This window comes from Paenibacillus amylolyticus, assembly GCF_003719335.1.
GTDB lineage: Bacteria > Bacillota > Bacilli > Paenibacillales > Paenibacillaceae > Paenibacillus > Paenibacillus amylolyticus_D.
The window spans coordinates 145,886-163,116 of the sequence record NZ_RIAS01000006.1 but is presented as its reverse complement, the minus strand read 5'-3'; the positions used below and the strand labels follow the sequence as shown (position 1 = coordinate 163,116).

The following is a 17,231-nucleotide window of genomic DNA, read 5'->3' as shown; positions in this document are numbered from 1 at the left end:
GGGATTCATAAGCTTTTTTCATTATTTTTTGCACAAGACACGAAAAAAGATTTGACAACGGCGCCAAGCAGGATTATAGTCATTGTTGTTAATCGTAATAATTACTATTAAATTCAGAAATCCATCGATCAAAGTGAATTGTACCTATAAGGAGTAGATCTGTATGACACAAAAGCAAATACCGGTGACCGTTCTCAGCGGTTACCTGGGATCAGGCAAAACAACGGTTCTGAATCATGTGCTGCACAATCGGCAAGGGTTGAAAGTCGCTGTGATCGTGAATGACATGAGTGAGGTCAACATTGATGCGGCTATGGTGAAAGGGGAGGCAACGCTCTCGCGTACCGAAGAGAAACTGGTGGAAATGTCCAACGGCTGCATCTGCTGTACTCTTCGTGATGATCTGATGCAGGAGATCGAAAAGCTCGTAAACGAAGGCAAGTATGACTACATCCTGATCGAGTCGACGGGCATTAGTGAACCTGTTCCGGTGGCTCAGACATTTACATACGCCGATGAAGAGACAGGCATTGATCTGACACGTCTGGCGAAGCTGGATTGTCTCGTCACCGTCGTTGATGCTAACCGTTTCTGGCATGATTATGCCTCAGGGCAGAGCTTGCTGGATCGGAATCAGGCGACCGGGGAAGATGATACCCGTGACGTGGTGGATTTGCTTATCGATCAGATCGAAACCTGTGATGTACTGCTGCTGAACAAGTGTGATCTTGTGGAAGAAGCAGAGCTTCACAAACTGGAGGGCATTATCCGCAAGTTGCAACCGAGTGCCAAAATCATTCGTACGGTGAACGGACAAGTGAACCCGGTGGAAATTTTGAATACGGGACGGTTTGATTTTGAGAAAGTGAGCATGTCGGATGGGTGGGTTCAGGAGTTGGAAAAAGAGTCCCACACGCCAGAGACCGAAGAATACGGTATCGGATCATTTGTGTACCGCCGCAGGAAGCCGTTTCATCCTTCCCGTCTGGCTGAATTCATGAGCTACTGGCCGGAAGAGGTTGTACGTGCCAAAGGGCTGGTATGGCTTGCCGCTGAAGGAGATGTGGCTGCCAGTCTGAGTCAGGCGGGGCCGTCCATTCAATTCGGTCCTGCCGGACATTGGGTTGCCGCGCTGCCGGAAGCGGACAAGGAAGAGATTTTGCGGACAGAGCCGGATGTGCTTGCAAAATGGGATGCCGAGTGGGGCGATCGCCAAACGGAGCTGGTCATGATCGGCATTGATATGGAGCGTTCCATCATAGAGGATGAACTGGATCAATGTCTGCTCAGCGATGAAGAGATGTTGGCGGATTGGGGGCATTTTGAAAATCCGTTACCGTGGCCTGTAGAGGCTATGTAAGAGAGGCTTGACGGTGTAAGGAAAGCTAGGCGGTGAGAGCTATAAGTGATCTGGGCGTTACAGTAGGACAACCTTATGGAGTTCGTGGGCCGAGATCCTTTTCATAAATCATCAAAAAATTTAAATCTAACAAAGGAGCTGTAGAAGATGGCTAAAAAATCAAAGGTTGTGCGTGAGAAACAACGTCAGGCAGTCGTAGCAAAGTATGCGGAACTGCGCCGTGAACTGAAGGGAAAAGGTGATTATGAGGCGCTGCAAAAGTTGCCCCGGAATGCTTCACCAACCAGATTGAAAAGTCGTTGTGAGATCACAGGCCGTCCGCGTGGATATCTGCGCAAATTCAAAGTTTCCCGGATCAAATTCCGTGAACTGGCTCATCAAGGTCAGATCCCGGGAGTTACCAAGTCCAGCTGGTAAGCATAATAAGCGGAGTACTTGATAAGGAGGTATCTTCCATGTTGGATAGGTTTACGTAGCGACGTATTGTATCCTTGATGAACGGTTATGTCCATGAGAAAGTACCAGCAGAGCTACGGACGATGGTGAAGTTAACCTACGAGATGAAGGATCATGAGTTGATTCTTAATGAAGAACGTCCTGCTGGACAACGACATCAGTGGGAGCGAATGCCGATTGCTCGCTTTTACTGGGAGGGAGATCAGTGGAAGGTATGCGCTAGCAATGATCAGCACAGCTGGAGTCCGGCAGATATTGTTGTGCCATGTTCCGACTTTGAGGATGTATTGGAGCAAGTGGAGCGGGATGAATCCGGGGTGTTTTGGCGCGAACGTGATTAAAAACATAGTTGTGGTGCATCTGGTGATGGGGTGAGTTGACCAGGGAATGGCACATACGGACTTTGTGGGGGATCCATGATCGTGAACAACGATGGGGACCCTCTTTTCGTGTTACTGGCAAAAGCTGTACATAAAGGGAGAAGCGAAAGAAGTGTGAGAGTATGCGGAATAGTCCGGTGGTGCGATTAATTGGGGTGCCTGGCCGAGAGAATAAAGTAATCGGATGGTGCGGCAGAGTGTTGCGAGCGGCTAGAGTAATAAATTCTAACGATCTCCAGGAACGCTACTCACCCCAAAAAAAGCGGGTTTGAAATTCTAACGATCCGTAGAAGCGTTATTTTGGTAAAAGTAGCAGTTTTGGTCGGGAAATCGGTGTTATTCAGCCGAATAAGCTCCCTGGTGATCGTTAGATTTTTCAAACTGTGATATGTGGCTATATAAGCTCTCTGGTGATCGTTAGCGTCTAGGAAGTATAGGTGGAATAGCATCATTTGTTGAAGAGCGGACATTGAATGGAGTAGAGTACACGGGTTTCCTGCCACCGTAGACCGTACAGCCATACATTGTACAAGCTGTTGCCCTGCTACCATCCATGCACTGTCATCCTTCCCTCTCTATCCCCGCTCACAACTCCTTCATCTTGTACACTCAAAGCTTCTCAGCCTACTCATTACTAAGCCTCGAATAAAACTTCCCCCGTACGTGAAACGTCATATCCCTCAAATGCTCGGAGCTCTTGTCTGAATTCTGGAGATCGGAGGATGTGCAGAACGGATTCGATCCAGGCCTCGTTCCCCTGTTTTCTCAGCATGACCAAGTCATAGCGTTCCTGCACGAGAGGAATGAAATCGACTTGCCCGACAAGGCGAGCAGCCTTCTCTATGCCGACACCCACATCGGCTTCGCCGGAACTGACTTTGGCTGCGACACCCATATGACTTGTCTCCTCCACATCATATCCGAGTAGTCCAGAAGCAGGTATCCCGTGTAGTCGTAACTGCTCGTCCAGCAGCACTCTGGCACCAGAACCTTTTTCCCGATTCGCGAGGCGCAGGTCGGATTTGTTTAGATCTGTCCAGTCGTTCAATTGACGGGGGTTACCGCGTGGAACATATAGACCAGCAGGGCGAGACAACAGATTGACAACGACATAGGACCAGCCTGTTAAAATTTTTCGAATATACGGAAGATTATATTCTCCGGTGTCGCCATCCAGCAGATGAGTGCTGACCAGGTCGGACTCCCCCCGATACATCGAGATTAGCCCATCCAGACTACCCATGAAAGAGCGCAGCGGACGAATGTCCCGGGACTGCCTCTCCATATGACGCATCAGAATATCCAGACTGACGTCCTGACCCGTAATGACGAGATGTCGCGCCGCACCCGCGATGTTCTGACCGTAGCCAGCCGAAGAGCTTGCGAATGAAGGTGCAGCCATTTGAGAAGGGGACGCTATCCTATTATTAGATGTCTGTGGTTCTCCTTGACCCGTGACTGTGGATAAGCCAGCAACTGGACTATGCCTCTGGACAGCATCAGTCGACAGTTGCCCGGTTGTTGTCGTTCCTGGCAATGCATTTTGTTGTGCCTGTGCCGGGGACTGGAGTTGCTTGGAACGGCGTTTGTAAGCGTCCAGATCGGCAGCATCGATACGCATCTGTTTACCCACACGGTAGGCGACAAGGTCTCCCTTTTTGATCAAATCATAGACGGTTAGTTTGGATATTTTAAGCAGTTTGGCTATTTCTTCGGTTGTGTAGGATTGCTCCTCCGTCATTGGTGAAGAACCTCCCTCTATATTATCAAGGCGTAAAATTGTAGATTGAAACTCTATATTGCAACTCTATATGTGCAATCCATTCATATTCTAATTCTTACTCCCATTGATACAATGGCGTTTCTTGTACTATACCATTAATTGAAGACAATCATAAACCGGAGAGCTCACATGACAAGGCTCTCATTCAGCCTCAAAAGACAATGTGGTTAATCTCACCTTCCTATTTCGTTTGTTCTGTGTATAATTAGTTATAATTAATTATATCTATTTATAACTAAACATAATATTAAACATGAAATATGGGGGAGAACGAATGTACAAACGAATTGCATATGTACTTGGAAGTATGTCACTGGGACTGGCGCTTGTACTGGCTGGTTGCGGAGCCAAAGCAGAAACGAACAAGCAAGATGCGGCTTCTTCCGCAAATCAATCAGCAACATCTGCACCAGCGGCAGCCGGTGAAAAGACAACACCTGCACCGACTGAGCCGCAGGAAAAAGTCGAGCTGACGATATCCGCTGCAGCAAGTCTGACTGATGCAATGAAAGAGATTCAGACAAACTATGAACAGGCCAATCCCAACATCAGCCTGAACTTTAATTTCGGAGCTTCCGGTGCATTGCAGCAGCAGATTGAGCAGGGAGCACCGGCAGATATTTTTGTGTCCGCGTCTGCGAAAAATATGAAAGCCTTGGTTGATGAGAATCTGATTGCGTCAAACGACCAGAAGAACCTGTTGCAAAATTCACTGGTAGCTATTGTACCAGCTGATGGGACAAACGCAGTAACCAGTGAGACGGATCTAACGAGCGAGGGCATAAAAACGGTAGCCATTGGCATTCCAGAGAGCGTACCTGCAGGTACTTATGCGAAGGAAGCTTTGACCAATGCGAAGCTTTGGGATCAGCTTGAGAACAAGTTTGTTCAAGGCAAAGACGTAAGACAGGTTCTTCAATATGTAGAAACAGGTAATGCAGATGCAGGTTTTGTGTACAAAACCGATGCACTCACTTCCAAGCAGGTAAAGATTGCGTTTGAAGTGGATAAAAGCAGTTACACGCCTGCCAATTATCCGCTAGGCATCATTGAAGATACGAAACATCGCACTGAAGCTGAACAATTCTATGCTTATCTGCAAACACCTGAAGTGCTGGATATCTTTGCGAAATACGGATTTTCGATTCCGAAATGAATATGAACGCGATCGACTGGTCCGTGTTCTGGCCCCCGGTACGTCTGTCCCTTCAGGTGGCGCTGTTGTCCAGCGTTATAGCGGTTGTGGTGGGGGTAGCTGTCGCCTGGAAAATGTCACGTACTACATTTCGCGGTAAAGTTTTTCTGGAAACGATTCTGATGCTTCCACTTGTGCTGCCTCCAACGGTGGTTGGATTCTTGCTACTAATTATTTTGGGCCGCAGAAGTCTGCTTGGACGCTGGATCGAGACAATCTTTTCGGCCCCTGTCATTTTTTCGTGGTGGGCTGCGGTCATTGCCTCTGTTGTGGTGGCCTTTCCGCTCGTGTACCAAACGATGAAATCCGGTTTTAACGGGGTGGATCGCGACCTAGAAGATGCAGGACGGTCTATCGGAGCAGGTGAATGGCAGGTGTTCCGCTACATTACGTTGCCAATGGCAGCCAGAGCGCTAATGACCGCTTTTATTTTGGGCTTTGCCCGCGCGCTGGGGGAGTTTGGCGCAACACTGATGATCGCTGGCAACATTCCAGGTAAAACACAGACGGTGCCAACGGCCATTTATGTCGCTGTGGATTCAGGAAATCAGACGATGGCCTGGGCCTGGACGATATCGATTGTGATCATTTCTTTTTTGATGTTACTCATGACGAGACAGCAGCGTGACAGCAAAGCATCCTTTTAGTTTTAAATACAATATAGGGAAGTCTAGTAAAGGTCGTAAAACCATTAAATGACTTGCGAATAATTGGTAATAATCTACTGTGAGAGGCAAAATGATATAAAACCCGCTCAGAGAATTTATTCTCGAATTGCGGGTTTTTATTATGAATCTGATGACATATGTCCTCAAAAGGGATGAAAATGATCATTATGGAAAAGTAAAGCCCTTTTCAGCGAAAAAAAACAAATTTTTTTCCAAAATTATGTCCTTCGGTACTCGCTTTCCATGGGCTTGTTCCTGTAAAATAGGAGGTGACTGATTCCAGCCAAGCATTGAAATAAGGAGAGACGACGATGAAGACTAAACCTGATTGCGACATATCGTTGCAAATCGATGATTATCTGGATCTTTTGCATTTTGCCATCCAAATTCAAGATCAGGAATGGCGCCAGTCCCTTATCCAGCAACTCAAAATATTTCAAACGGCACCGGAGCAGCAACATACTCCTGAAGAAGAATTATGGATGAGATTCGATTACATCAACAGCAAACTAACAGGTCTGTGTCATCAGATCCACGCCGCTCATTCTGTGGATGAACGCAAGAAGTTTGAAGAACGTGTTGGCGTTTTGCAACTACAGCGAGTAGAAGTGGCACGTAAAATCAAATGGGCAAGTCGCAGATAGCAAGCAGTAAACAATATTAAAATACAACTATGAATACTACTTAGAAGTACAACTATGAATGACCAAATTCAAGAACAAAGCCATTTTCCTGTGCAGTTCAGGGGAGTGGCTTTTTTGCTTATGAATAGAAGATTTCCCCCGGCCATTTCCTCCGCTGTTACTTTTGTGACTGAAGTTATGTCATTTGAGGGCATCCGGGAGCTAAGGAATCTGATATATGGGGATTGTGTAAATTAACGATATAGGCGCAAGCTGGAGTAACTGACGCTCCCGGCCCGGCATATGCTGTAGCAGGCAAATGCTGATAGGCCGGTTTTTTTCGTTGGGTGAAGCAGGCCTTAACCGAAAGGAGGAGCACCATGCAGAGTAAAATCGATGAAATTATTAACCATATCGCGCATTCCCACCAGCAGATTGCACGGGTATTGGATGCCAAACGTCAAGTCGCTGTTCGCATGTCGGAGATCATTCACCATTTGCCGGATAACGAGCCGGAACTGGATGGGGTTGAAGGTTTGCTGGACAGCTCGGGACAGATTAACAAAAGCATTATCTCCTACCTGGGAGGGCTTGCTGATCTGGAAGAAGCTGTGGCTGAGACGCTGACCCAGGTTATGCGGGAGATCGCGGTACAAGAGGAAGAATAAGCCCGGAAGGCGGGTGAGGAAACATGAGCAGAGAACAAAGTCTCATTCTAATGCTGGATGCTGCAGCCAAAATGCAGTGGAACATTGCGTTGATTTTGGAGGCCAAAGCCATTGAGGCGGAGAAGGTACGGAATTGGACGCTGAATCATCTGAACGGGGACAGCTTTTTAACTCATGGCGATCAGGTTGGTGAACCGCTTAAAATGCATGAGCAACTGGTGGAGTTGCTGGAAGGATTAACGCGCATGGAAACGGGGCTGTGCAACAACCTTAAAGCTGTGATGGTCCAGAGTGACAGCGAAGATGGCGGCGGAATGGACGGGGGCATGTTTGGCGGCATGGATCTCGGAGATCTGGGAAAATGAGTCTGTTGCAGCGTGAACAGGAGGTCAAACTGGCGCTCATCGAATCGATTGCACACAGCCAGCAGGCGCTCGCCCGCATTTTGGACAGTGTAGCCAGTGTATCCTCTCATTCGGAAATATCCGCCCGCAGTCTAGCGGAAAATATACGTCTGCTTAGTCGTTATCAGGAAGAGATGTCTCGTATGATCACGGGGATCAGGCTGACCCGAATTCGCCATGGGGAGCCAGGTCTGCCTTGGCTCAAAAACCCCGGATGTGTCGTTCGTACCGCTGGGGACCTACAGGAGGAATGCTGATATGTTAAAAAAGAAGTCTAGATTGAAATCCAAACGTGCTTTATTAGCTCGTGGTGCACGCTTGCGCAAAATCCGCAAGCTGCGTGCGCTGAAATCGAAACGTGTCCTTCACAAACGTACTGGCAAAGGACGTAGTGCGTGGCTGAAAAAAAAGAAACGTGCGGTGCAGAGGCATCGGAACAAGCAACTCGTTGGACCTGTCGTCCCGGTTACCCCTACCGATCCAAACCCGGACAGCGCGTACAGCCAGGGATACAACGAGGCGTACAACGAGGGATTCAACGCGGGTTTCGCCAAGGGATTCGAGGACGGACATCAACTGGCATACAAAGCGCAGTAATGGATGTAGCCGTTCATGACACAGCTGATATTGACAATGCTATAAAGGATACAGATGATTCGGATATTTCGGTTCAATAAAACAGCGAATGACAACCAAATCTCGATGATTGCTTATGGCGAACATACAGGCTAAGGCTACAGCCCGGAGGGACAGATCCCTCCGGGCTCTTTGCATGACCACAGTAGCGGACATGCCCGTGCAGGCGAACATGGAGGGCAGACGCCAATTTTGAGCCTTGCAGGACACCCGTCCATGATGCATCTGACCCCGAGGCATATCCTTTAGAGGGAAGACCAATCTCGTGGAGATCAGGAATGAGATCTCCTTGAAGGAAGACAGGGTGAAGAATGTGGCAAAACGAAGACACCGCCCGCTGACGGAAGCGGAGGCGGCCTACCGCGGCGGGTATGCAGAAGGCCGCAGGTTTGGCGGCTGTCAGGCCATCATGGAGCGGGTGCAACCGTTCGAACCGACCCTGCGGGACATGAAGGTACTATATATCCCGCAGGGATTCGATGCCATTGATCAGGGTGTCATTCTGGCACTGCAACAGTCGGTTCGAGAATGCGTTGTTGGATCGCCAGCAGCGATGTTGCAAGAAGCCAGTCAGCACCGGCCTGATGTTGTTCTGGTGATGAACGGTCTGCACGTATTTCCCGAGGATCACCTGGAGCAGGTGAAGGGAATACGTGTACTGGGGATTCGGACGGCCGTGTGGTTTGTCGATGATCCCTATTTCACGGAGGATACGGCGACCATCTGTCAGCACTACGACATCGTGTTCACTCATGAAGAGGCTGCCGTGCCCTTCTACACAAACCAAGGAGCACGGCGGGTCATTTACATGCCGCTGGCTGTAAATCCAGGCATGTATCATCCGCGCCGCACAGAGCCGCAATATCAGTATGATATTTGTTTTATTGGCACTGGATTTTGGAACCGGATTGATCTGTTTAATCAGCTTGCGCCTTACCTTGCAGATAAAAAAGTGTTCATTGCCGGAAGTCAGTGGAATCGGCTGGCACGGCTGGATGTACTGGGGCAGTTCATTCACGAGGGATGGATTGACCCGGAGGCAACGGTTGACTATTACAACGGTGCCAAAATCGTGATTAACGTACACCGAACCTGTGAGAATGGTGAGGATAATCGAAATACCCACCATCTACAGGGGCGATCGATCAATCCGCGTACCTATGAGATCGGTGCCTGTGGCACGATGCAGATCACCGATACTCGCGGAGATTTGCCCCGTTATTATCAGCCAGGGTATGACATTGAAACATTCTCCTCTGCGGCAGAATTGCAGCACAAGATCCACTATTATTTGCATCATGAAGAAGAGCGCCAGGCCCTCGCTTGGAGAGGTCTGCTCACAACGATGAATCGTCATACGTTTAACCGCCGCATTACCGAGTTGTTAGGACATCTGTAGTGTCCCTTCTGTGGAAGGGCAACCTCAGGAAGCGACGTTATCCCAAATAAAAAGGAGTGGCGGTATGTCTATCAAACACCGTAAAACCAGAAAGGTTCATCAACCACCTATACTCAGCCTGGCAGATCAGGCTCGTAAAAATGGACGGCAGGCCGGATTTGACGCAGGCAAAGAAGAAGGGTATCTGCGGGGCCGTGCCAACTATATTGTAAATTGTGCTCAGGAGCCGCTGCCTTTCCGGCAACTTCATGTGCTCTATGTTTCTTCGGGTAAAGGCTTCCCTTACTCTCCTCTGGATGAAGCAATTATGTCTACGCTTCAGGGTATGGTTGCTCAGGTGACGCTGTCTGATCCACGCCAGCCGGTCTCTCAAGTTGCGCTGGAAACCCGTCCTGACCTGGTGCTTGTGCTGGACGGGATGGATATCCCTATCGAGCAGATCGATGCTATACGCCAAGCGGGCATTCAGACAGCGATCTGGCTTACGGATGATCCGTATTATACGGACATGACACTAGAGATTGTGAAGCATTATGACCATGTCTTCACACTGGAGCTGAATTGTGTAGAACTGTATCGCCAGCATGGCTGTGCATCCGTGCATTATATGCCTTTTGCCGCTTTTACGAACCACTACTTCCCAATTACAACCCCTTCCCCTCTGAAAAGAGATATCAGTTTTATCGGCTCGGCATACTGGAACCGCGTGTATTTCTTTAACCCGATTATGCCTCAGCTCATGTCGCATAATACCGTCTTTAACGGCATCTGGTGGGATCGACTGCCTGACTATACGGCTTATGGCGAGAAAATTGAGCTGGGTCGCTGGATGAGTCCTCAAGAAACCAATGATGTTTACAACGGCACCAAAATCGTTATCAATCTGCATCGCTCCCATGAAGATGATTCAGTCAACAATAATCAGATCAAAATTTCGCCAGCCTCACCAAACCCGAGAACGTTCGAGATTGCCGCCAGCACAACATTGCAGTTAACCGATGCACGCGACGATCTGGCTCGTTTCTATAAACCAGGGGTAGAGATCGAAACGTATTCTTCACCGCAAGAGATGCTTGAGAAGGTCGATTATTACCTTGCACATGAGAAAGAGCGGCGTGAGATTGCCCTGCGTGGGCTTGAACGGACGTTAAAAGATCACACGTATGACCGAAGAATCAATGAGATGTTAAGCATTATATTCCCTTAATCTCGGCCAGGAGGAGGTGTGCACAGTACCCCGTATCTGCTCGTCTGTTTTATACGGGGTCCGTGTGCGGCCATGGCAATGAAACCAAAACTGATGCTGTTTTCCCATGTGTGTAATACCCGCAGTATTACAGGGGCGGAGAAGCTTTTGCTTCATTTTATGATAGAGATTGGCACGATCTTTGAATGTGTGCTTGTTGCGCCGCAGGAAGGGAAACTTACCGGACTCGCACGAAGGTTTGGCATCCAGGTTCATATATGTAATTTGCCGATGCTTCACGGTGTGTATACACCGTATCAGGGAATTGCACAAGATGCGGAACATCTGCGGCACACCCCAGCATTTCAGGATGCGCTCTGGCTGATTCGCGGTCACGAGCCAGATATGGTTTTGACCAATACCTGCGTGAATGTCATGCCCGCTGTAGCGGCAAAATCACTCGGAATTCCAGTTATTTGGAAAATAACCGAGATTATTCAAACGAATGAGCATACACCCGAAGCGATCCAGATGATTGGCCGCTATGCAGACTGGATTATCGGGATTTCCGAGACGGCAGCGTTACCGTTCAAACAAGCAGGTATGAGTGACAGGGTGACGATTATTCCTCCAACATGGGAGCCTGCTCTGCCTGCACCGGACCGCTGGCTTCATCTGCGTGAGCGAAAACGTAAGGAGCTTAGATACAAGTCTTCGCATACTTGTATCGGTTATATTTCTTCCTTTATATATGATGCCAAAGGTTTAAAGCCCTTTGTTGATATGGCGCTGAAGCTGTGTGAGACCCATTCACGTTGTCGCTTCTGGATCATTGGCGCACCCGCAGACAAAAAGTATTACGACGAATGTGTTTACCAGGTGAAACGATCCGGGTATGCAAGGCGCTTTACGTTTACCACGTTTGAGGAAAATGTATCGTTGGCCTACTCCGCAATGGATATCGTGGTTATTCCCAGCATGGTAAAAGAAGGCTTCGGCATGACTGCGCTGGAGGGGCTTTATTTTGCCAAACCAGTCATCGCTTTTGCCCAGGGTGGCCTCAGTGAATTAATGGAATCCGTAGGCAGCGGTGCATTTCTGGCTCCGCCCGGTGATAGTGATGCACTCGTTACGTTGGCTACGACGTTGCTGAATGATTCCGAGCTTGCTTCCGATACCGGATGGCGTAACCGGACAGAAGCGGAAAAGCTGTACGGAATCGAAACCTACCGAGTGAAATTGCATACGATGGTCACACAGTGGTTATTGCGTTTTCCCGGATGGTTCACGTATATCCAGCCACCGAGCGGTCCGGTGCTGGCGTGGGGAGAAGGTGGGCTGCGTACAGTACTGAATCCCGATCCATCCCTTATTCGAACGTTGTTGCTTCCAGAGAGTATTGTACAGCTTCTTCCTCGTTCTTCGTTACCTCCAGTAACCGTAACACAACAGGGGGAGGGAGGCGGGAAACCCCGCGAAGAGGATCAACGGACTGAGCCAGAAATTCATGTAGGTAAACGCCGTCGTAGAAGAAAGGTTCCCGCTTCCCGCCGCAAGCTCAAAGAGCTGAAACGAACGATCCGGACCGGGAAAAAGAGCCGTACGGCCCGTACTCGTAAAGTGAAAAGGCGGCACACATCTGCCTTGAATTTGTCCACTCGCAGACGCTCTTCCAGGAACAAACGACGTAGGCGGACAGCACGCAAAGGTTCCAAGTCACGGTAATAGACAAGGTTCATAATGCACGTTAAAAGAGAGGGACTTTAATACAAGAAAAGGGGTTTCTAACACACGACAGAAGGCAGGGATGACGATGAAGATCATGACGGTGCTGGGTACGAGACCTGAGATTATTCGACTCAGCCTGATCATTTCCAAGCTGGACCAGTATGCGTCCAAACATATTCTGGTGCACACGGGACAGAACTTCACAGAAAGTCTCAGCGGTCTTTTTTTCAAGGAAATGGGTCTGCGTGCCCCGGATTACGTTCTTCAGGATGAAGCCGCCTCATTGGGGCGACAGCTGTCCTCCATGTTTACTCAGATGGAAGATTTGATTCTGCAGGAGAAACCTGACAAATTGCTCCTGCTTGGAGACACCAATAGCGCTTTGTGTGCGGTACTTGCTGAACGTATGGGCATCCCGGTAATTCATATGGAGGCTGGCAATCGCTGCTTCGATCTGGATGTGCCGGAGGAGAAAAACCGACGCGTGATTGATGCAATCTCGACTATTAACATGCCTTACACCGAACAAAGCAAAAAACATCTTGTCAGTGAAGGTGTGCCCAGCCGCCGCATTGTGCTTACGGGCAATCCGATCTACGAGGTGATGGAACATTACGCTCCACAGGTCAATGCCAGCAAAATTTTGAAGAAGCTCAAGCTGAAGCCCGGACAATATTTTCTCGTTACCGCTCATCGGGCTGAAAATGTCGATCACCCTCCTCATCTACTGGAGATTATGCAAGGGCTGAATCAAGTCGCGGAGGAACATGGGCAACGCGTGATATGCAGCATTCATCCGCGAACAGCGATTCGCATTGCCGAACATCTGCAGCTGGAGATGCATCCGCTGGTGGAATTCCATGAGCCGTTTGGATTTTTTGACTTTGTCATGTTGGAGCGACATGCACGCTGTGCGCTCACAGACAGCGGGACAGTTCAGGAGGAATGCTGCATTATGGGGGTGCCTACCGTAACGATGCGTCGCACGACAGAACGTCCCGAAACGGTAGACTGTGGCAGCAATGTGGTCTCCGGCCTGGATGCCGCGAGAATAGCGGATTGTGTGAACGTGATGACCAAACTGCCAAATGACTGGGATTGTCCGCAAGGTTACAAGGCAACAGATGTGTCCAGTAAAGTGGTCAAATTTCTGCTTGGAGGGAAAATACATGTTTGAAAATAAGCGTATACTCGTGACTGGCGGTACGGGATCATGGGGGTATGAGCTTGTCGCTCAACTGTTGCCTCAGCAGCCAAAAGAAATTATTGTGTACTCTCGCAACGAGTCCAGCCAGGTAGCGATGAGCCGTGATTTTGAAGACCCGCGCCTTCATTTCCGCATTGGTGATATTCGTGACAAAGATGCCTTGACGGCAGCCTGCCAGCATGTGGACTATGTTTTCCATCTGGCAGCACTCAAGCATGTACCGGTATGTGAAGACCAGCCTTATGAAGCACTCAAAACAAACGTGATCGGCACACAGAATGTCATCGAAGCGGCAATTGAAAATAAAGTGAAAAAAGTCATTTATATTTCGACCGACAAAGCGGCCAATCCTTCGAACTTCTATGGAATGACCAAGGCGATTGGTGAGAAATTGATTGTTTATGCGAACCTGCTTCATAGTGATACGAAGTTTGTCACGGTACGGGGCGGCAATGTGCTTGGTACGAACGGCAGTGTTGTGCATCTGTTCAAAAACCAAATTCGCCAAAAAGGTCAGGTATCCATTACAGATATGGGCATGACCCGGTTCTTCCTTACACTCAAGGACGCGATTAAACTACTGTTCAAAGCTTCGGTAGAAAGTGTTGGCGGCGAAATCTTTGTCATGACGATGCCAACATGCAAGATTGTCGATCTTGCCGAGGTTCTCATTGAAGATTCCGGTGTGGAAAACGTAGCGATTGTAGAACGCGGCGTTCGTCCGGGTGAGAAAATCCATGAAATTCTGATGAGTGAATTCGAGAGCATGACGACGGTTGTCTACGACGAACAGTATCTGGTCATTTTGCCTACGCTCGGCATTCCAGGATTGCGTGAGCATTACACCAACTGCCCACCGGTGCCATACAGCAGCTTTAGTTCTGAGCACCAACTCATGACCAAAGAGGAGATTCGTGAAATTCTGAAGCGCGGAGGGTTTCTATCATGAAGCTGCTGATTCTTGGGGGAAACGGAATGGCCGGCCATATTCTGGTCGACTATTTCCGCCGTCAAGGTGTGCACAGTGTCTTCTACACCACGCGGGACGTGACTGACCCGAATGGTTTGATCCTGGATGTGAATGACAGCTTCATGGTCGACAGGCTTGTAGAAGCGGTGCACCCGGACGTCGTCATTAATGCGGTTGGTGTGCTGAACAGCTTCGCGGATGAGGATAAGATTGGCGCCTATCATATCAACGGTTTTCTGCCGCATCGTCTGCGGCGGATGGCCGATTCCATCGGTGCACGTCTAATCCATATCAGCACAGATTGTGTGTTCAGCGGAGATCGCGGGGCATATCGGGAGGATGATGTGACAGACGGCACGTCCTCCTATGCGATTACGAAAGCACTCGGTGAAATACAGGATGAAGGACATTTGACGATACGGACTTCCATTATTGGACCTGAAATCCGGCAGGGTGGTATCGGTCTGATGCAGTGGTTTATGTCCAGCACAGGTGAGGTTGGCGGGTATACTCGTGTCTTCTGGAATGGCGTAACCACGCTTGAGCTTGCCAAATGGGTAGACCATTATCTGGATTCTCCAGTCAGTGGCCTGATCCATCTTGCTCATCCTGAACCAGTCAGCAAACATGATCTGCTTGTTCTGTTCCAGCAGGTCTGGAACAAACAGGATGTGAAGATTATACCGGATGATAGCATGGTACAGGATCGCACGCTGGTATCCACCCGTGAGGATGTGAAGACAAACCTGCCGGACTATTCAACTATGCTGAAGGAGCTGGCATTATGGATGGAGCAGAGCTGACGGGCAAAAAAGTACTGATTACAGGCGCCTCCGGTTTTACAGGACGACATGCTGTAACCTATTTTCAAGGAGCCGGTGCGGATGTTGTGGCTGTTGTAAGGCGGCCGGATGTGTATTCGTTTGGTAAAAACGTGGATGTACATGTCTGTGATCTCAATAATAAGGATCAAGTTCGTGAACTGATTCAGGAGATTGAGCCGGATTATGTGCTACATCTCGCCGGCAAAAACTCGGTGCCGGATTCCTGGGCTGATCCACTGTTAGTGCTCGAAACAAACGTGATGGCGGTGCTGTACCTTCTGGATGCTCTACGCATATGTCCGAAGGCGCGGACGGTGATTGTAGGCTCCAGGCTTAAGTATACACCTGAACCTGGGCGCATACCTCAGCCACCTCATCCTTACAGCTTGAGCAAAGCGCTGGAAGAGATGGTGTCGCTGTCTTGGATGTCCCTGTTCGGTCAGCAGATCATGCTAGCCGAACCGGGCAATCTGATTGGTGCCGGACCCTCTACAGGCATCTGCTCTCTGCTTGCCCGCCATGTGGTTGCTTGTGAGCAGACGGGCAAAACAGAAGCGTTTCGACTATCCGGGCGAGATAATACACGTGATTTTCTAGATGTACGGGACGCGGTTCGCGCGTATGCTGCCTTACTGGTACATGGCACCAGCGGTACAGTGTATCCGGTGGTGTCCGGGGTGGAACGGAGCCTTGGCGAGATCGCTGATCTGCTGTTGTCGATGACAGAAGCCAAAGTACCGATCCGCTGGGATGGTACTTCATCTGGGCCGGATGGAGCAGGGAAACAGGAGGAAATGTTGGAACTGCGCAAATTGGGCTGGCAACCGCAGATCTCATTTGAGACATCGCTGCGCGATATTTTGAGTGATGTTCGTACCCAGCAAGGGAGGACGACAGGATGAATCCGCGTGTATCCATTGTGATTCCGTTCTACAATTGTCCTTACGTGCCGATGGCGATTCAAAGTGCGCTGGATCAGACGTATGCTGAGGTGGAGATCATTGTTGTCGACGACGGCTCCACAAGACATGCGGAGCTGCTCCAGCCTTATCTGCCACGGATTAATGTACTTGGCAAAAGCAACGGCGGCACCGCCTCCGCACTGAACCACGGCATTCGGCATGCCTCGGGTGATTATGTGGCTTGGCTGAGCTCGGATGATTTCTTTTATCCTGACAAAATTCGTTACCAGCTTGAATTCATGCAACGTGAAAATGTTTTGGTCTCGCATACCAATTTTCACTATATCAATGAACATTCGGCGGTTACCAAAATGCATGGCGGGCCTGAGCCGATGTCTGAGCTGGATTGTTTACGCCGTTTTAATGGCGGTAATCCGGTCAACGGATGTACGGTCATGATCCGTAAGGATCTGTTTAGCGGTGTAGGGCTGTTTGATGAACTGTTGCCTTATACGCATGATCTGGATCTCTGGATGCGGATACTGCTTAATGGTCATCGCTTCCCGTACCTGAATGAGCCGCTTACGGCTTATCGCTGGCATGGGGGGATGGGATCGGTGCGTCATGCGGACGTGATTGGCAGAGAAGCGTCCATGGTCTGGTCAAGGTATCGCGAACCGTTAATGCAGCGTATTGCTGCGCTTGGCGGGTAGCGAAGGAGGCCGTTATGAAGCCGCGCTGCGTGCTGATTAGCGGCCTCTTTGGCGCAGCCTTTTGTAAGAGAGAGAAAGGCTATGGAAAGGGATAAATGCATGATCATAAGCTCTATGTGTATGAAAATG

The 17,231-nt window shown here is 49.3% G+C and carries 19 protein-coding genes; 18 read left to right on the top strand and 1 reads right to left on the bottom strand.

From position 1 onward, the window contains the following. The first annotated feature begins 163 nt into the window (after positions 1-163). From EC604_RS13355 to EC604_RS13345, 3 genes are all read left to right on the top strand, one after another. Positions 164-1,360, top strand: coding sequence for a GTP-binding protein (locus EC604_RS13355; RefSeq protein ID WP_123064641.1), 1,197 nt, complete (start codon positions 164-166; stop codon positions 1,358-1,360). Between the two features lie 147 nt (positions 1,361-1,507). After that, positions 1,508-1,777: a 30S ribosomal protein S14 gene (gene rpsN / locus EC604_RS13350; RefSeq protein ID WP_123064640.1), complete on the top strand. Its 270-nt coding sequence runs from the start codon at positions 1,508-1,510 to the stop codon at positions 1,775-1,777. Positions 1,778-1,854: 77 nt separating this feature from the next. Then, positions 1,855-2,157, top strand: a complete 303-nt coding sequence (locus EC604_RS13345) for a DUF3024 domain-containing protein (protein WP_123064639.1) — start codon at positions 1,855-1,857, stop codon at positions 2,155-2,157. Between the two features lie 673 nt (positions 2,158-2,830). On the opposite strand, the gene EC604_RS13335 is transcribed toward EC604_RS13345, so the two are convergent. Continuing rightward, on the bottom strand, positions 2,831-3,937 hold the full coding sequence (locus tag EC604_RS13335; protein WP_123064637.1) for a substrate-binding domain-containing protein: 1,107 nt from the start codon (positions 3,935-3,937) through the stop codon (positions 2,831-2,833). Positions 3,938-4,253: 316 nt separating this feature from the next. Here EC604_RS13335 and modA point away from each other — a divergent pair, with 316 nt between their 5' ends. From modA to EC604_RS13255, 15 genes are all read left to right on the top strand, one after another. Next, positions 4,254-5,135, top strand: coding sequence for a molybdate ABC transporter substrate-binding protein (gene modA, locus EC604_RS13330; protein WP_123064636.1), 882 nt, complete (start codon positions 4,254-4,256; stop codon positions 5,133-5,135). Next, positions 5,132-5,821, top strand: a complete 690-nt coding sequence (gene modB, locus EC604_RS13325; RefSeq protein ID WP_192895107.1) for a molybdate ABC transporter permease subunit — start codon at positions 5,132-5,134, stop codon at positions 5,819-5,821. The genes modA and modB overlap by 4 nt, the downstream gene beginning before the upstream one ends. A 332-nt stretch (positions 5,822-6,153) precedes the next feature. Beyond that, positions 6,154-6,486 carry a hypothetical protein gene (locus tag EC604_RS13320; protein ID WP_090919294.1) on the top strand — a complete coding sequence of 111 codons (333 nt, stop codon included), beginning with the start codon at positions 6,154-6,156 and terminating at the stop codon, positions 6,484-6,486. A 359-nt stretch (positions 6,487-6,845) separates the two neighbouring features. After that, on the top strand, positions 6,846-7,133 hold the full coding sequence (locus EC604_RS13310; RefSeq protein ID WP_090919291.1) for a nucleoside-diphosphate sugar epimerase: 288 nt from the start codon (positions 6,846-6,848) through the stop codon (positions 7,131-7,133). 23 nt (positions 7,134-7,156) lie between these two features. After that, entirely contained in the window at positions 7,157-7,498 is a 342-nt protein-coding gene (locus EC604_RS13305; protein ID WP_123064634.1) for a restriction endonuclease subunit S, read from the top strand. Continuing rightward, complete coding sequence (locus EC604_RS13300) at positions 7,495-7,794, top strand: hypothetical protein (protein WP_123064633.1); 300 nt, start codon at positions 7,495-7,497, stop codon at positions 7,792-7,794. Before EC604_RS13305 ends, EC604_RS13300 begins: the two co-directional genes overlap by 4 nt. Before the next feature lies 1 nt (position 7,795). After that, positions 7,796-8,134 carry a hypothetical protein gene (locus EC604_RS13295; protein ID WP_123064632.1) on the top strand — a complete coding sequence of 113 codons (339 nt, stop codon included), beginning with the start codon at positions 7,796-7,798 and terminating at the stop codon, positions 8,132-8,134. Between the two features lie 343 nt (positions 8,135-8,477). Further along, positions 8,478-9,572, top strand: a complete 1,095-nt coding sequence (locus EC604_RS13290; protein ID WP_123064761.1) for a CgeB family protein — start codon at positions 8,478-8,480, stop codon at positions 9,570-9,572. A 64-nt stretch (positions 9,573-9,636) separates the two neighbouring features. Then, entirely contained in the window at positions 9,637-10,779 is a 1,143-nt protein-coding gene (locus EC604_RS13285) for a CgeB family protein (protein ID WP_240036852.1), read from the top strand. A gap of 72 nt (positions 10,780-10,851) precedes the next feature. Next, positions 10,852-12,483: a glycosyltransferase family 4 protein gene (locus EC604_RS13280; RefSeq protein WP_240036851.1), complete on the top strand. Its 1,632-nt coding sequence runs from the start codon at positions 10,852-10,854 to the stop codon at positions 12,481-12,483. Positions 12,484-12,571: 88 nt separating this feature from the next. After that, positions 12,572-13,663, top strand: a complete 1,092-nt coding sequence (gene wecB, locus EC604_RS13275; RefSeq protein ID WP_123064758.1) for a non-hydrolyzing UDP-N-acetylglucosamine 2-epimerase — start codon at positions 12,572-12,574, stop codon at positions 13,661-13,663. Then, positions 13,656-14,642: a polysaccharide biosynthesis protein gene (locus EC604_RS13270; protein ID WP_090919276.1), complete on the top strand. Its 987-nt coding sequence runs from the start codon at positions 13,656-13,658 to the stop codon at positions 14,640-14,642. Before wecB ends, EC604_RS13270 begins: the two co-directional genes overlap by 8 nt. Further along, positions 14,639-15,466, top strand: a complete 828-nt coding sequence (locus EC604_RS13265; RefSeq protein ID WP_123064631.1) for a dTDP-4-dehydrorhamnose reductase family protein — start codon at positions 14,639-14,641, stop codon at positions 15,464-15,466. Before EC604_RS13270 ends, EC604_RS13265 begins: the two co-directional genes overlap by 4 nt. After that, the gene (locus EC604_RS13260) at positions 15,448-16,389 is read left to right on the top strand and encodes an NAD-dependent epimerase/dehydratase family protein (protein ID WP_123064630.1); all 942 of its coding nucleotides are present in this window, start codon (positions 15,448-15,450) and stop codon (positions 16,387-16,389) included. Before EC604_RS13265 ends, EC604_RS13260 begins: the two co-directional genes overlap by 19 nt. Further along, a complete protein-coding gene (locus EC604_RS13255) occupies positions 16,386-17,102 on the top strand; it encodes a glycosyltransferase (RefSeq protein WP_123064629.1) in 717 nt (238 codons plus the stop codon). The genes EC604_RS13260 and EC604_RS13255 overlap by 4 nt, the downstream gene beginning before the upstream one ends. Positions 17,103-17,231 lie beyond the last annotated feature (129 nt).

Coding starts and splice junctions, on each gene's coding strand:
- EC604_RS13355 (WP_123064641.1), top strand. CDS start 164: ATGACACAAAAGCAAATACCGGTGACCGTTCTCAGCGGTTACCTGGGA.
- rpsN (WP_123064640.1), top strand. CDS start 1,508: ATGGCTAAAAAATCAAAGGTTGTGCGTGAGAAACAACGTCAGGCAGTC.
- EC604_RS13345 (WP_123064639.1), top strand. CDS start 1,855: ATGAACGGTTATGTCCATGAGAAAGTACCAGCAGAGCTACGGACGATG.
- EC604_RS13335 (WP_123064637.1), bottom strand. CDS start 3,937: ATGACGGAGGAGCAATCCTACACAACCGAAGAAATAGCCAAACTGCTT.
- modA (WP_123064636.1), top strand. CDS start 4,254: ATGTACAAACGAATTGCATATGTACTTGGAAGTATGTCACTGGGACTG.
- modB (WP_192895107.1), top strand. CDS start 5,132: ATGAATATGAACGCGATCGACTGGTCCGTGTTCTGGCCCCCGGTACGT.
- EC604_RS13320 (WP_090919294.1), top strand. CDS start 6,154: ATGAAGACTAAACCTGATTGCGACATATCGTTGCAAATCGATGATTAT.
- EC604_RS13310 (WP_090919291.1), top strand. CDS start 6,846: ATGCAGAGTAAAATCGATGAAATTATTAACCATATCGCGCATTCCCAC.
- EC604_RS13305 (WP_123064634.1), top strand. CDS start 7,157: ATGAGCAGAGAACAAAGTCTCATTCTAATGCTGGATGCTGCAGCCAAA.
- EC604_RS13300 (WP_123064633.1), top strand. CDS start 7,495: ATGAGTCTGTTGCAGCGTGAACAGGAGGTCAAACTGGCGCTCATCGAA.
- EC604_RS13295 (WP_123064632.1), top strand. CDS start 7,796: ATGTTAAAAAAGAAGTCTAGATTGAAATCCAAACGTGCTTTATTAGCT.
- EC604_RS13285 (WP_240036852.1), top strand. CDS start 9,637: ATGTCTATCAAACACCGTAAAACCAGAAAGGTTCATCAACCACCTATA.
- EC604_RS13280 (WP_240036851.1), top strand. CDS start 10,852: ATGGCAATGAAACCAAAACTGATGCTGTTTTCCCATGTGTGTAATACC.
- wecB (WP_123064758.1), top strand. CDS start 12,572: ATGAAGATCATGACGGTGCTGGGTACGAGACCTGAGATTATTCGACTC.
- EC604_RS13270 (WP_090919276.1), top strand. CDS start 13,656: ATGTTTGAAAATAAGCGTATACTCGTGACTGGCGGTACGGGATCATGG.
- EC604_RS13265 (WP_123064631.1), top strand. CDS start 14,639: ATGAAGCTGCTGATTCTTGGGGGAAACGGAATGGCCGGCCATATTCTG.
- EC604_RS13260 (WP_123064630.1), top strand. CDS start 15,448: ATGGATGGAGCAGAGCTGACGGGCAAAAAAGTACTGATTACAGGCGCC.
- EC604_RS13255 (WP_123064629.1), top strand. CDS start 16,386: ATGAATCCGCGTGTATCCATTGTGATTCCGTTCTACAATTGTCCTTAC.